Source organism: Actinoplanes sp. TFC3, from assembly GCF_001553785.1.
In the GTDB taxonomy this organism is placed as follows: Bacteria; Actinomycetota; Actinomycetes; order Mycobacteriales; family Micromonosporaceae; genus Actinoplanes.
The window spans coordinates 37,010-52,303 of sequence record NZ_LOJP01000011.1 but is presented as its reverse complement, the minus strand read 5'-3'; the positions used below and the strand labels follow the sequence as shown (position 1 = coordinate 52,303).

Annotated in this window: 8 protein-coding genes; 2 read left to right on the top strand and 6 right to left on the bottom strand. The window is 70.0% G+C overall.

What is annotated here, in order from left to right:
- The first annotated feature begins 11 nt into the window (after positions 1-11).
- Both TFC3_RS33830 and mraY read left to right on the top strand, forming a co-directional pair.
- Positions 12-2,471, top strand: a complete 2,460-nt coding sequence (locus tag TFC3_RS33830) for a DUF3488 and transglutaminase-like domain-containing protein (RefSeq protein WP_067510339.1) — start codon at positions 12-14, stop codon at positions 2,469-2,471.
- 130 nt (positions 2,472-2,601) lie between these two features.
- On the top strand, positions 2,602-3,705 hold the full coding sequence (gene mraY / locus TFC3_RS33835) for a phospho-N-acetylmuramoyl-pentapeptide-transferase (protein WP_067510341.1): 1,104 nt from the start codon (positions 2,602-2,604) through the stop codon (positions 3,703-3,705).
- Between the two features lie 281 nt (positions 3,706-3,986).
- Here mraY and TFC3_RS33840 read toward each other — a convergent pair whose 3' ends face one another.
- The 6 genes from TFC3_RS33840 to TFC3_RS33865 form a co-directional block, all read right to left on the bottom strand.
- Positions 3,987-4,373 carry a DUF3040 domain-containing protein gene (locus TFC3_RS33840; protein ID WP_067510343.1) on the bottom strand — a complete coding sequence of 129 codons (387 nt, stop codon included), beginning with the start codon at positions 4,371-4,373 and terminating at the stop codon, positions 3,987-3,989.
- A 308-nt stretch (positions 4,374-4,681) separates the two neighbouring features.
- Positions 4,682-5,971: a DNA polymerase IV gene (locus TFC3_RS33845; protein WP_082772755.1), complete on the bottom strand. Its 1,290-nt coding sequence runs from the start codon at positions 5,969-5,971 to the stop codon at positions 4,682-4,684.
- Positions 5,972-5,981: 10 nt separating this feature from the next.
- Positions 5,982-7,121, bottom strand: a complete 1,140-nt coding sequence (locus TFC3_RS33850; protein ID WP_067510355.1) for an alkaline phosphatase family protein — start codon at positions 7,119-7,121, stop codon at positions 5,982-5,984.
- The gene (locus TFC3_RS33855; protein WP_067510365.1) at positions 7,118-7,864 is read right to left on the bottom strand and encodes a methyltransferase domain-containing protein; all 747 of its coding nucleotides are present in this window, start codon (positions 7,862-7,864) and stop codon (positions 7,118-7,120) included. The genes TFC3_RS33850 and TFC3_RS33855 overlap by 4 nt, the downstream gene beginning before the upstream one ends.
- Positions 7,865-7,953: 89 nt before the next feature.
- Positions 7,954-11,205 (bottom strand): S8 family serine peptidase, encoded by a 3,252-nt coding sequence (locus TFC3_RS33860; RefSeq protein WP_067510346.1) that lies wholly within the window; start codon positions 11,203-11,205, stop codon positions 7,954-7,956.
- A 254-nt stretch (positions 11,206-11,459) separates the two neighbouring features.
- Positions 11,460-14,804 (bottom strand): error-prone DNA polymerase, encoded by a 3,345-nt coding sequence (locus tag TFC3_RS33865; RefSeq protein WP_067510347.1) that lies wholly within the window; start codon positions 14,802-14,804, stop codon positions 11,460-11,462.
- Positions 14,805-15,294: the final 490 nt, after the last annotated feature.

Genomic DNA, 15,294 nt, shown 5'->3' with positions numbered 1-15,294 from the left:
GGAGTTTCGCTGTGACGGGCCGACGACGACTGGGGCTGGTGGCTGCGGCCGCCACGCTGCTGGCTGCGGCACCGCTGTCGGCCATCTTCAGCACCTGGACCTGGCTGCTGCAGTGCATCCTGACCGTGGGCCTGGTGGCGGGTGCGGCCGTGATCGCGCGCACGTTGCGGTTCCCGACCTGGGCGCAGGCCACTGGCATGGTGGTCGTGCTGCTGCTCACGCTGACCTGGATGTTCCCCAGCCACTCGGAACTGCTGGGCCTGATCCCGACTCCCGACACGTTCGGCCACTTCGCCGAGCTGTTCACCCAGGCCGGCACCGACACCCGCTCGTACGGCGTGCCGGTGCCCGACCGCGACGGCCTGCTGTTCATCGCCGCGCTGGGCATCGGCGCGGTTGCCATCGCGGTGGACCTGCTCACCGTGGTGGCCCGCCGCCCGGCCCTTGCCGGTCTGCCCATGCTGGCCATCTACTCGGTGCCGGTGGCGGTCTACATCGACAGCGTCCCGGTTCTGCCGTTCATCATCGGCGCGACCGGCTTCCTCTGGCTGCTGGTCGCCGACAACGTCGACCGGGTGCGCCGCTTCGGCCGCCGCTTCACCGGCGACGGCCGCGACGTCGATGTCTGGGAGCCCTCCCCGCTGGCTGCCGCCGGTCGCCGGCTGGCCGTCATCGGCGTGGCCGCGGCCGTGGTGCTGCCGCTGATCGTGCCCGGGCTCAACACCGGCCTGCTCAACCAGCTCACCCAGGGTGGCAGCGGCGTGGGCGGCGGCGGCGCAGGCGGCGGCGGCAACGGGCGCATCAACCTGTTCGCCGCGCTCTCCGGCCAGCTCACCCAGACCACGACCAAGAACTACCTCAAGGTCAGCACCAACGAGCCCGACCCGTTCTACCTGCGCTTCGGCATCGCCGACGTGCTCACCACCGACGGCTTCGCCAACCGCACGCCGACCGGCAGCCCGGTGTCACGTGGCTTGGACGACCCGCGCCAGAACCCCTCGTCGTTCGGCGGGCAGTACCAGCAGTACCACGCCGAGGTCGAAGTCACCGATGACTATGCGCAGTCGCTGGCTCCGGTCTACACGTCGACCATCAAGATGGACGGGCTCGACGGGGCGTGGTCGTACGACCGCAACGCCCAGGCGGTGTTCTCCACCCGCACCACCACCCGCGGGCAGAAGTACTCCTTCGATTACGTGCGCGCCAAGTTCACCCCGGCCGAGCTGCGCGAGGCCCAGCAACTGCCCGCCGACGACCCGTACGTCACCCAGTTCACCTCGGTGCCGCGCGACCGCAACGTCGAGCAGCTGGTCACCAAGCTGACCCAGGACAAGGACACGCCGTACGACAAGATGATGGCCCTGTACCGCTACTTCTCCAAAGAGAACGGCTTCCAGTACAGCGTCACCACCACCAGCACGGACAGCAGCGCCTCGGCCGTCGCGGCCTTCCTGGAGAACAAGCGCGGCTACTGCCAGCAGTACGCCGGCGCGCTCGCCTGGATGGCCCGCACCGCCGGTCTGCCGGCCCGGGTGGCGTTCGGCTTCACCCGGGGCAACACCCGCGACGGCAACGCGTACGTGCTGACCAACCGCAACGCCCACGCCTGGACCGAGGTCTACTTCGACGGCTACGGCTGGATCCCGTTCGACGCCACCCCGGCCGCCGACGTGGTCGGCTCGTCCCGCTCGGCGTGGGCCCCGGACAACGATCGCGCCGAGGAACCCACCGCCAGCTCATCGGCGACGGCGGCCCCCGGCGCCGCCAGCTCCACCGACCCCAGCGCCGCCGCCCGCCCCGACCGCGACGTCAACTCGGGCCTGAGCGACTCGGCCACCACCACGGCCGACTCGGGCTCGTCGTCCACGGCGCTGCTGATCGCCGCCTTCGTGGCCCTGTTCCTCGCCCTGCTGCTGGTCCCGGCCCTGCGCCGGGTCCTGGTCCGCAAGCGCCGGCACTCCGCCTCGATGCCGGTCACGGCCACCCGTCCGGCCTCACCGCCGGGGTCACCCGAGGTCACCGTGACCACCGAGTCGACCCAGGCCCGCGAGGACGCCCACGCCGCCTGGGACGAGCTGGTCGACACCATGCTCGACTACCGGGTCCCGATCGACCCGACCGAAACACCCCGCCACACCGCCCTGCGCCTGATCCGTGAGGCCGACCTGACCGCCGGCTCGGCCACCAGCGCCACTCTGCTGGGCCACGCCGAGGAACGCGCCCGCTACGCCCGCCAGCCTCTGCGCGGCGACGGCCTGCCGGAGGCCCTCACCCAGGTCCGCAAGGGCCTCTCGGCCACGGCCACCCGCCGCACCCGCCTGGAAGCGCTGCTCCTGCCGCCCTCGGTGATGCTGCGCTGGCGCCTGGCGCTGGGCGAAACCTCCACCCGCTGGATGAGCACCATGAGCCGCGTGCGCGACTCGCTGGTGCGGTTCAGCCCCCGGCGCCTGCTGGCCAACCGGGCCCGCTGACCGATCGGGGTGCCCGCCGCCGGTGGGCGCCCCGATGCTCGGTTGATGGAGCCTGCCGCCGGATGGCAAGATCGTGCCCCGTGATCGTTGATGGGGACGCTGTGATTGATCCGGATCTCGGGACTCGCTCGTGAGGGCGGTCATCGTGGCGGCGGCGGTCGCGTTCGTCGTCTCGCTGTTCGGCACTCCGGTGGCGATCCGGGTGTTCACCGCGCTCAAGGCCGGGCAGCCGATCCGTTCTCTGGGGCTCGCCTCGAACGAGGGCAAGAGGGGCACCCCGGCGATGGGCGGCGTCGTGTTCATCGTGGCGACGCTGGTCGCCTACGTCGCCGGACACCTCGCGCTGACCACGCTGCCCGAGCGGCAGATCGCGCAGGAACAGCCGACCATGACAGCCCTCGTCCTGCTCGGTCTGTTCGTCTTATGCGGTGCGGTCGGCTTCATCGACGATTTCATCAAGGTCCGCCGGCGCAACTCCGACGGCCTGTCCGCCAAGGGCAAACTGCTCGGCCAGACGATCATCGGCATCGGGATCGGCATCACCGCCCTCTACCTGGCAAGCTCCAACGGGCAGACCGTGGCCAGCGAGCACATCTCGTTCATCCGCGACATCAGCTGGCTGAACGTCGGCAAAATCGGCTCGGTGATGGTGTTCGTCTTCGTGATCACGGCGATGTCGAACGGCGTGAACCTCACCGACGGCCTCGACGGCCTGGCCACCGGCGCATCGACCCTGGTGCTCGGCGCCTACGCGCTGATCGGCTACTGGCAGTACCGGCACTGGTGCGCCGACGACACGTACGCCCGCGCGAACGACTACTGCTATCAGGTCCGCGATCCCCTCGAAATCGCCATGATCGCGGCCGCGGCGGCCGCCGCGTGTGTGGGCTTCCTGTGGTGGAACACGTCCCCGGCGCGGATCTTCATGGGCGACGTGGGCGCGCTGGGGCTCGGCGCGTTGATCGGCGGGCTCGCGGTGGCAACCCGCACCACGCTGTTGTCGATCGTGATCGGCGGGCTTTTCTTCATCATCACCGTGACCTGGGTGATCCAGATCGTCTCGTTCCGGACCACGGGCAAACGGGTCTTCCGGATGGTGCCGTTGCACCACCACTTCGAGCTGGCCGGGTGGAGCGAGGTCAACATCGTCATCAGGTTCTGGATGGTGGCCGGCGTCTGCGTCGTGGCCGGCCTGGGCCTGTTCTACTCAGATTTCCTGGCAGCCGTCGGCTAGCACGACATGACGCGCCGGGCTGAGCCGAGCCGAGCCGCGAGGCGCCACGCAGGGCCGCGACGTAACGTGACGGGCCGGACCGCGACGTAACGTGACGCGCAGGGCCGGGCTGCAACGCGCAGGGCCGCGACGTGGCGCGGGAAGCGGGCCGTCGGGCCGGCAGCCGGAAAAGCCGCCGGGGCACGCCGGCAGCCGGATATGGCGAAGGCGGCCGGTGGCCGCCAGTTCGTCAGGGGTGGAGCGTCAAGCTGCGCGCGACCGTGAGCCGCGCGCCGCCAGATCTAACGGTGGCCCTCGGGGCGCTGGCGCCAGCGGTCCTCGAGCCGGTCGACCAGTCCACCGCGGCGGGCCTGGCGGGTGCGGCGGGAGGCGGTGCCGCCGACCACGTGCAGGTCGGGGGCCTGGCCCTTGCGGCGGCTTTGCAGGCCGAGGGCGCAGGCGGCCAGCATGACCACGAAGCCGGCCACGCCGAGCAGCGTATTCTGGCTCACCGCGCCGAAGATCATCACCGCGAGCCCCAGGATGCCCACGAAGGCCGCGACGACGAGGCGGCGGCGGGCATGGAATCGCGGATCACTGTTGCGCACAGCCGAGGCGAACTTGGGGTCCTCGGCAAGCGACTGCTCGATCTGATCGAACAGCCGCTGTTCGTGCTCCGAGAGCGGCACGGCATTCCTCCCCGGGCGCATGTCCGGCCCCCCGGCGGTGGTGCCGGGCGAGCCGATGGTGCGAGGCAACCGACCGGCTGCCTTGCCGACAAGTCTACGAGGGGGCAGGCGGGTCGGAAAGCGGGACGACCGTCGAGTGCGGGTGATTTTCGGTTCCATCTGAGGCGCTTTGTCGCAAAAGACGGAAGGACCCCTCCCGCGAGCAGCCGAAGAGGCCCCAACCCGCAGCACCCGCGCAGCCAAGGACGCCCCGCAATCTCGCAGACCACAGCAGCCAGGGCGCTCCTCGATCTCCAAAACCCAAGCGCCTACCGCGACGCAATCGAAGGCCCAGCAGACCCGGAAGAACCAGAACCCCCGGACTCCCCGGCCGGCCCAGGCCGCAACAAGCTGGCCGGCCCAACAATGGCCCGCCCGAACCGCGCCGCCACCGCATCCGCGGCAGCCTCAGCCTCGCGCCATCCCCGCTCCGGCTCCCCCAACGTCAGTTGCCGCGGCGCGTTCTCCGCCGACCCGAGGTTCTCCACCCGGACACCGACCAGCCGGATCGGCTCGCCCGGTGCGAGGGCCTGGAACAGCGCCCACGACGTCTCGAAGATCTCCCGGGCCACATCGGTGGTTGTCGGCATCGTGCGGGAGCGGCTGACCGTGCGGAAGTCGGCCATCCGCACCTTGATCGACACCGTGCGGCCGACCACGCCGGCCGCGCGCAGCCGGGCTCCTGCCTTGTCGGCGAGGGCGAGCAGGCTGCGCCGGATGGTGGCCGGGTCGGTGACGTCGGTTTCATAGGTCATCTCGGCGCCGATCGACTTCTCCTCGCGTTCGGGCACCACCCGGCGCGGGTCGCGACCCCAGGACAGCTCGTGCAGGTGCGCGGCAGCAGCCTCACCCAGCGACGCCCGCAGCATCCGCACCGGCGCGCGGGCCAGGTCGCCGACGGTGGCCAGGCCGAGCCGGTGCAGGTGCTGGGCGGCCTTCTCCCCCACGCCCCACAGCGCGTCGACCGGCAGCGGGTGCAGGAAGTCAAGCACCTGATCGGCCGGCACCACGATCATGCCGTCGGGTTTGGCGCGGGTGGAACCCAGCTTGGCCACGAACTTGGTCGACGCAACGCCCACCGAGCAGGTCAGCCGCTGGTTCTCATAGACCCGTTCGCGGATCGTGCGGGCGATCACCGCGGGCCGGCCGAGCAGCCGCTGCGCACCGGCCACGTCGAGGAAGGCCTCGTCCAATGACAGCGGCTCGACCAGCGGGGTCATGTCGCGGAAGATTCCCATGACCGCCCGGGAAGCCGCCGAATACTCGGAGAAGTCGGGCGGCAGGAAAACGGCGTGCGGGCACAACGCGCGGGCTCGGCTGGAGGGCATCGCGCTGCGGACGCCGTACCGTCGCGCCTCGTAACTGGCCGAACTCACCACCCCGCGCGGGCCCACTCCGCCGACCACGACGGGTTTGCCCCTCAGCTCCGGGCGCCGGCGCACCTCCACGGAGGCGAAGAATGCGTCCATGTCGACGTGCAGGATCGTGCATCCCGCGTCGTCGGCCTCCGGCCCGAACCGCGGGTCGAACCCCCGCCCAATCGCCTGACTTCGTCCCACGCCGGGAACACTAGTTCGAGGGTCTGACAAAACTGAGCAGCGGAACCGTCATTTCGACAGCGGTCAGCGAACCGTGATAGGCCACCAGCCGTCCCGCGCTCGCCGGTTCGCAGGCCGAGGCCAGCACGACGGTGTGGTCCAGGCAGGCCACTACGACATCGCCGATGCGCGAGCGGTGCGCGTCGGCAACCTGGCCGTACAGCCCCTCTTCGATCGCTTGGTCACGGCCGAGGACCAAGGCCGAGGAGCCCAATTTCTCCCGGTACGTACTCAGCACATCGTCCACCGCCCCCGCCTCGGTGTACAGGTACCGCACCCGCGGCTCGCCGGCCACCCCGATGAGCCCGGCGGACAACTCCGCGTCGAGCGACAGGTCCAGCCGCCCCTCGGCGGGGATGTTGAGCTGCCCGTGATCGGCGGTGACCAGCAGCGCGGCCCGTGGTGGCAGCCCGTTGACAAGCCGGTCGAGCAGCGTGCCAACCGTCGTGGCGGCCGCTTCCCAGTCCGGCGAGCCGACTCCGGTGCCGTGCCCATGGTGGTCGAGATCGGCGAAGTATCCGTACACGATGCCGGGGCCCTTCAGCGCCGTCAGCATGCCCTCGGCCAGTGCGCCGGGATCAGCCGCGCCGACGAAGGACGCACCGCGGTAGCAGGCCACGGTCAGCCCGCTGCCCTGGAACGACGGCTGAGTGACCTGGGTGGCCGGCACCCCGGCGGCCACGGCGGTTTCGAACCGGGTCGGCATGGGCTGCCACAGCGCCGGGTCCGGGTCCTTGCCCCAGTGGATGTGGTTGAGCACGCCGCCGCCGGGCTTGCGCACGGTGAAGCCGAGAATGCCGTGCTGCCCGGGCGGCCGGCCGGTGCCCAGCGTGGCCAGGCTGACCGGCGTCGTTGAGGGAAAACCCGAGGTCAAGGTCCGTGCGTCGAGTTCCGCCACGATCGGCGCAAGCCGGGCGACTGCCTCCTTCTGGTACACCCCCAGCCCGTCGATCAGCAGCACCGCGACCCGGTCCACATCGCCCAGCGTGGCCCCCAGGGCAAGCACGTCCTCGGCCCCGGGCACGCCGAGCACCGCCGACACGCTCGGCATCAGGTCGGCCAGGCTGTTCTCGCCGTACGCGGGCCGGACGATGTCGAGGTAGCCGCTCACGGGTGCCGCGCGAACAGGTGCAACTGGGAGGCAATGTCGCGGAACGGCGGCCGGGCGGCCAGCGCGAGCTCCAGCTCCAGCATGGCCCGCGCGTCGCCCTCGACCACCGCGGCGGGCAGCAGATCGGCCAGCACGCGTACGCCGTGGATCTCCTCGACGGTGAACCCGGCCGTGCCGAGCAGCGCCGCCGCGGTGTCCGCGTCGTAGCGCCGGCGCAGGGTGTCTCGCTGACCGGCGCGCCCGTCAGCATCATTGAGCAGCGCGGACGCGGCGCCGAGGTGGCCGTTGAACGCGCGTCCCAGCACCGCCGCAGCACGGCTGGCCACGAGCAGGCTGATCGCTCCCCCGGGCCGCAGCGCGGTGCCGATCGCGGCGACCACCTCGGCCGGGTCGTCGACGACTTCGAGAACGGCGTGGCACAGCACGATGTCGGCGGTGCCCGGCTCGACCAGGCCGGCGAGCGCGTCGCCGTCGCCCTGCACGGCCCGGATCCGGTCGGCGACCCCGGCGTCGGCGGCGCGGCGGGTCAGCGCGGCGAGCGCGTCCGGGCTGGCGTCGACCACGGTGACGGTGTGGCCGAGTTCGGCCAGCGGCACGGCGACCCCGCCGGTGCCACCGCCGACGTCCAGCACGGTCAGCTCGGTGCCGGGGTGCCGGTCGAGTTCGCGGCGCAGCACCGCCCAGACGGCGGCCGTGCGCACGGTGACGGGCGGTCGGGGGGTACGCGTCGATGCGGTGTCCACAACCGCAGCGTATCGGCCGTGCACACGCGAGGGGCGGGGAGCCGGAGCTCCCCGCCCGTCAGCGGTATTCCATGATCGAAAAATTCGGGTTACTTGATGGCGTACGCCCGGATGGCCGTCTCGGTGACCGAGCCGGCAGCCGTGCCGGCCGTGGCCCGCAGCGACACGAACCCCGCCTTGGCCGGGTGCCGGATGACCACGCTGCGGTCGGCGCCCGAGCCCCGGACCGGCACCCGCGTCCACGTGGCGCCGTCGTCGAACGACACCTCGGCGCGCACCGACCGGATGCGCGCGGCTCCACCCTGCTGGTCCACGTGCACCGGCACGGTGAGGCTGCGCCCGGCCCGAGCCGCGTTGTGCTCGTCCAGCGCCGGGTCGAACCGGACCGTGCTCAGCGTCAGCAGCGTCGGCTTCTCCTCGCCGGTGTGCCCGGAACGGAACGTCCAGGTGCCGCTGACCTCGGTCGACAGCGTGTGCGGGGCGCCCCGCGAGGCGCTCAGCTCGACGCGGTAGCCGGCCGCTTCGGCCGGCACCGTGAACGAGCCACCCTCGGCATCCTGCTCGCCGACCAGGGTGCCGTTGCGGTAGAGCGCCACGTGCGCCTTGTCCAGCGTCGAGTAGCCCTCCCGGCCGGGTCCCTCACCGTGCGTCGCCACCCCGAAGAACAGCTCGTCGCCCTGACGGAAGCCGAACCCGTACGGTTCCTGCACATCGGCCACGCTGGGGGCGAACACCGCTTTGTTCCACGTTTGACGGTACGTGCGCCGGGCGCGGAACGTGGCCGGGGCCTCGTACGACACGCTCAGCACGGTCGGCCAGCCGTCCTCGTCGGGCTCCCCGTTCTGCTGGAACTCCGAGCTGAACTGCGCGCCGCCGTCGGTGTTGACGTACTCGGTGCGCTGGAACGGCAGGTCGAACGGGATGAACGAGGACCAGTAGCCGCTGTCGCCGTGCCGCGCCGAGTTGGCCTTGGCTCCCAGGGCGCCGCTGGCCTCGGTGTTGTACCGGGCTCGGATGGTGGCCAGGTTGCGCGCCCTCACCGACTTCTGCAGACCGGTGAACATGGTCCGGTCGAAGAACCAGCCGAGGTCGTACACGTAGGGGCTGTTGCGGAATTGATTTTCGGCATTGCGCTGGGCGAACTGGACACTGAGCCCGCTGGAGAACAGCGGCGAACCGGCGCGGTCACCGATCTGGGCCGTGTAGATCCCGGCCGGGCCGTCGCTGATCAAGCCCGAGACGTAGCTGAAGTTGTCGCCCACCCAGCCCCCGTCGACGGCCAGGAACGTGCTCGCCGCACCGGCCGTCGGCACGGTGACCGAAATCGGCTTGGCCACGCGGGCGTCGAACCGGATCGTGCGGGCGCTGTCGAGCACCACCTGCGGATCGATGAGCTGGGTGGCCTCGTTCTGCTGGCCGAAGACGGTGGCGAAGATGCCGTACTCAGCCTTGGGTACGCGCTGCTTGCCGGTCAGCCCGCTGAGGTCGATGCTCTCTCCGGTGGCCAGGTTGACCAGGGAGGCAAAGCCGTCGGTGGCCGGGCTGCCGTCGCGGTTGACGGCCTCGAAGCTGATGTCATAGCTCTCCGGCTCGCGGACCACCGCAACCGGCGTCTCCACCTTCAAGCCGCCGGGGCCGGTAGCCGTGAGGTAGCCCCCGAGGTGACCGTCCGCAACGTTCGCGCTGGTGTCGGAGGTGACGGTGGTGGTCGCGGTGCCGTTGGCGGGCACGGTCAGCGTGGTGGCGGCGACGCTGAAGACCGCGGCGGGTGCGGAGAGGCTGAGCGTCAGCGTGACCGCCTCGGGCCCGTTGTTGCGGTAGGTCACCGTCTTGGTCTCAGGCTGGTCGTCGCCGTGCGGCCACAACCCGCCCTCGAAGCTGAGGGTGCCCTCGTCCACCGCGACCTGCTGGTTGATCGCGCGGGCCACGTCGACCCGGCCGGCCCCCTGGGAGTAGACGTCGAGGCCCTCGGTGGGCTTCGCCGCTCCCATGAGGACGGTCTTACGCTGCCGGGCCGTCCAGCCCGGGTGTTCCTGAGCGAGGATCGCCGCCGCGCCGGCCACATGCGGGGTAGCCATGGACGTACCGGAAAGAGTGGAGTAACCCGGCAGCGGAGCCGGATCGCCGATCACGTCATGAGCGGCCTTGGCCGCGACGATCTCCACGCCCGGCGCGGTGATCTCGGGCTTGATGGCGTTGTCGCCGACGCGCGGGCCCCGGCTGGAGAACTCGGCGAGCTGGTCCTCGCGGTCGACCGCGCCCACGGCCAGCGCGGCGTCGGCGGTGGCCGGCGAGCTGACCGGCGCGAACGTGCCGTCGTTGCCGGCCGCGATGACGAACAGGGTGCCGTACTGCGCGGTGAGCTCGTTGACGGCGGCCTCGAGCGGGTCGATGCCCTCGGAGTCCATGCCGCCCAGGCTCAGGTTGACCACCGAGGCGCGCTGAGCGGCCCAGGCCATGCCGGCCAGAATGGCGGAATCATCACAGAACTCGGTGCCGCACACCTTGCCGATGACAAGCTTCGCGCCGGGCGCCACACCGCGGTAGCGACCGCCGGAGGCAGCGCCGGTGCCGGCGATGGTGGACGCGACGTGCGTACCGTGCCCGACCACGTCGTCCGTGGATGCGGTGCCGGTGAAGTTCTGCGACTCGGCGATCTGCCCGGCCAGATCCGGGTGGGTGGCGTCGATGCCGGTGTCGAGCACGGCAACCTTGACGCCGGTGCCGTCGAACCCGGCCGCCCACGCCGCCGGAGCACCGATCTGCGGAACGCTCTTGTCGAGGCTGACCTTACGCTTGCCGTCGAGCCAGATCTTGTCGGCGGTGGCGTTCGTCAGCGACTGCCACAGCGCCGAGCGACCCTGCTCATCCGCCCGGACCGCCCGGCCTTTGATGACCGGCAGCTCGCGCGTGACACTCACGCCCGGCGCGGCCTGACGGCTGTTCTTCCGGTACGAGACCAGCAGCGGCAAACTTGCTGTGTAACCATCCTTGACCAGCGAACCCACGTCAAAAAGCCGCTTGTCGAGCCGCCCGGCCCGCAGCAACGGCAACGCGTCGGCCGGAATGACAGTCTGGCCCCGCCGCGTCTTCTGGGTGATGAACCGCATGCCGGCCCGCCCCGGTCCGGTCTGGACGGACGTGCCACCGTCGCTGCGCAGCGTGACCCGGTCACCGGTGATGAGGGTGATCTGCTTGCCCGCGGCTTGGCCCGTGGCGTTTTGGTGTGTGGCGCTGCGGCTGGCTGCGTTCGGCTCGCTCGGCACCGCGGCGGCCGCGCCGGCCGGGATTCCGACCGCGGCGGCGGCCGCGACCGTGACGATTCCCCGAAGTATTCGCATGCGTCCTCCCCGTGGCCAGGTCGATCCTGACCGCAAAGATAGACGCTTGCGATTCTGTAAGGTTTCCGCCCTACTTCTGACGGAGATCCGACATTTAGATCATTCTCTAAAACCATCGGTACCCCCGTGCCGGCGCGCATCAAGCAGGCCCTGCCGTACGTCTGTGACCAGGCAATCTTCGTGCCCTGCCAGCGCCCCTCACCAGCGTCTGACACGCCGTCACCAATTGGCACTTGTCCGAACTATATGACCAGCTAGCGGAAGTCGCGGGAAGCCGGAGTAACCGGTGCGGTGAGAGTCTCCAGCCGATCGGCCACCAGGTTGAGCACCCCCTCGGCAGAATTTTCCAGTCTGCCCCGCACGAGCAGAGCCGAGCTGGTCCGCGCCACCCGCCGATACCGCTGCCACAGCCCCGGTGAGCAGGTGACGTTGAGCATCCCGGTCTCGTCCTCGAGGTTGACGAACGTGACCCCGCCAGCGGTCGCCGGACGCTGCCGGTGGGTGACGATGCCGCCCACGTAGATGCGGGTGCCCGCTGCCACCCGTCCGAGCCGGTTGATCGGCAGGGCACCCCGGCGGTCCAGGTCCGCGCGCAGGAACTGAGCCGGGTGCGCGTCCGGCGAGAGCCCGGTCGCCCACACGTCTGCGACCAGTTTGTCCACTTCGCCCAGGCCAGGCAGTGCCGGTGCGTTCGTACCGGTAATGGTGCCCGGCAGCCGGCCCGGTTTGTCCTGCGCCGCCGCGCCTGCCGCCCACAGCGCTTCGCGGCGGGTGAGCCCGAAACCCGCGAACGCATCGGCGGTGGCGAGCGCCTCCAGGTGCGCGGTCGAGCATCCGGCGCGCCGGGCCAGATCGGCCATGTCCCGGTACGGCCCGTGCTCGCGGCGCTCCTGCTCGATCGTCGTAGCCAGGTCCTCGCCGAGGGTGCGCACGCTGGCCAGCCCCATCCGGACCGCCGGACCGCCCAGCCCCCATGCGTGCGGCGGCTCGCCCGGCGCCGAGCCCCACCGGGTCGTCGGCGTGGATTCGAGCACCGCCGCCGCGTCGCTGAGGTTGATGTCCGGGCGGCGTACCTCCACCCCGTGCCGGCGCGCGTCGTCGACCAGCGATTGCGGCGAGTAGAAACCCATTGGCTGCGCGTTGAGCAGAGCCGCGCAGAACGGTGCCGGGTGGTAGCGCTTGAGCCACGCGCTCGCGTACACCAGATAGGCGAAACTCATGGCGTGGCTTTCCGGAAAGCCGTAGTTGGCGAACGCTGACAACTTCTGGAAAAGCTCGTCGGCCAACTCGCCGGTGATGCCGCGTTCGGCCATTCCCTCGTACAACCGGCTTCTGATCCGGTCCATTTTCTCGGCAGATCTTTTGGAACCCATGGCCCGGCGCAGCTGGTCGGCCTCGGCCGGGTCGAAACCGGCGACGTCGATGGCGAGCTGCATGAGCTGTTCCTGGAACAATGGCACGCCAAGCGTTTTGGCCAGCGCGTTCGCCATCAGCGGATGTGGCACCGTGGGTTCTTCGAGACCGTTCTTGCGCCGGATGTACGGGTGCACCGAACCGCCCTGAATGGGTCCGGGACGGATCAGCGCCACCTCGACGACCAGGTCGTAGAACTTGTCTGGTTTCAGGCGCGGCAGCGTAGCCATTTGCGCGCGGCTCTCCACCTGGAAAACGCCAACGGAATCGGCGCGGCGCAACATGGCATAGACCTCGTCGTCGTCCAGGCGCATGGTGCCGATATCAAGATCCAGTTCGATCATGTCGTACGCGTAATGCAGCGCCGACAGCATCCCGAGCCCCAGCAGGTCGAATTTCACCAGCTCGATAGCGGCGCAATCGTCCTTGTCCCACTGCAGCACCGTGCGCCCGGCCATGCGTCCCCATTCGACCGGGCAGACCTCGATGATCGGCCGGTCGCAGATCACCATGCCGCCGGAATGGATGCCCAGGTGCCGGGGAAAGCCCTGCACCTGGTTGGCGAACTCGACAACGTGCTCGGGGATGTCCTCCACGTCCAGGGTGGCGATGCTGCCCCACCGGTCGATCTGTTTGCTCCAGGCGTCCTGCTGCCCGGGCGAGAACCCGAAAGCCTTGGCCATGTCGCGCACCGCCGAGCGAGGCCGGTACGAGATGACGTTGGCCACCTGCGCGGCGTGCTCCCGGCCGTGCTTCTCGTAGACGTATTGAATGACTTCCTCGCGCCGATCCGATTCGATGTCCACGTCGATGTCGGGCGGCCCGTCCCGCTCGGGGGCCAGGAACCGCTCGAACAGCAGGTCGTATTCGACGGCGTCCACATTGGTGATGTGCAGCGAGTAGCAAACCGCCGAATTGGCCGCCGAGCCCCGCCCCTGGCAGTAGATCTTCTTCTGCCTGCAGAAGCGCACGATGTCGTAGACCACGAGGAAGTACCCGGGAAAGTCAAGCTCCTCGATCATACGCAATTCGTGCTCGATCTGCTCGTACGCCTTCGGATGCGCCTGCGGCGGCCCGTACCTTTCCTGCGCGCCGCGCATCGTCAGTTCCCGCAGCCAGCTCATCTCGGTGTGCCCCGGTTCGGGAATGGGGAAATCGGGCAACCGCGGTGCCACCAGGTTGAGGTCGAACGCCAGGTCGTCACCGAACATCGCGGCGTTCTCCACCGCCCCGGGATACGCGGCGAACAACCGTTTCATCTCGGCCCCGCTGCGCAGGTGAGCCGTGCCGGCCGCGGGCAGCCAGCCATCCATGTCGTCCAGCCCGCGCCGGGCCCGCACAGCGGCGAGCGCAGTGGCCAACCGGCGCCGCCCCGGGGTCGCATAGTGCACGTTGCCGGTGGCCACCACTTCGAGACGCCGGCTGCGGGCGAGTTCGTGGAGCACATCGTTGCGATCGTCGTCGCAGGGATCGCCATGCGCGGTCAACTCGACAACCACGTTGCCCCGCCCGAACAACGCCACCAGCCGGTCCAGTTCCCGCGCCGCCCCGATCACGCCCTCGCCGGCCAGCGCCGCCGGCACGCTGCCCTTGCGGCAACCCGTGAGAACCAGAACGTGGTCGCGCAGAACGTCGGCGATTTCCTCCAGGTCCCCGTACACCGGCTTGCCTTTTTCCTTGCCGTCCAACTGCCCGCGCGAAATCGTCCGGGCCAACCGGGCATACCCTTCGGGCCCGTGTGCGAGCGCAAGCAAATGGCGGCCCTCGGGGTCGGCCGTCCCGTTCTGCGGTTTGGCGAGATCCAAGGAGAGCTCGGCGCCGAAAATGGTGGGCAGCGACAACTCCTGGGCGGCCTGGGAGAACCGGACCACCCCGTAGAACCCGTCATGATCGGTCACGGCGAGCGCGGTCAACCCCAGCCGGGCTGCCTCCTCGGCCAATTCCTCGGGGTGGCTGGCACCGTCGAGAAAGCTGAAGTTGCTGTGACAGTGCAGTTCGGCGTACCGGTCGGTGCTGGTCCGGCGAATCAAAGCCGGAGCCGCATATCGTTCCCGCTTGCGACTCCACGCCGGCGCATCCCCGCCATCCCCCGCCAGCGGATCGACAACCTGAAGATGCTGTCGCGTCTTGCCGGTCAGCGCATTTTCCAGCTCACCCCACGAGACCTTCGGATTGTGAAAGCTCACTGGTAGCCGTCCTCAGTCATAGATCGCCTCAACCGACCAATGCCCGCCGGCCAGAGCGAGGAGAAAGGCCCGCCCATCGGCCACAGCCATCTGCGACCGCGCCCGCCGCCGCGCTTCCCCGGGCGCCCACCACCGTTCATCAACCGGCCAGGGCCCCGCCCAGCCCACAATGTCCAAAGGCTCCTCGAACAACAGAACCGAGGGTTTCCCACTCAATTCGAGCCGAGCGCTGACCCCCACCGGCTGCCCCGCACCATCAAGCACCACAGCCGCCTCAGCCCGCGGCAAAACCAAAGCCGGCGCCGGCGCCGGCTTTGGTTTTGCCGCGGGCTGAGGCGGCTGTGGTGCTTGATGGTGCGGGGCAGCCGGTGGGGGTCAGCGCTCGGCTCGAATTGAGTGGGAAACCCTCGGTTCTGTTGTTCGAGGAGCCTTTGGACATTGTGGGCTGGGCGGGGCCCTGGCCGGTTGATGAACGGTGGTGGGCGCCCGG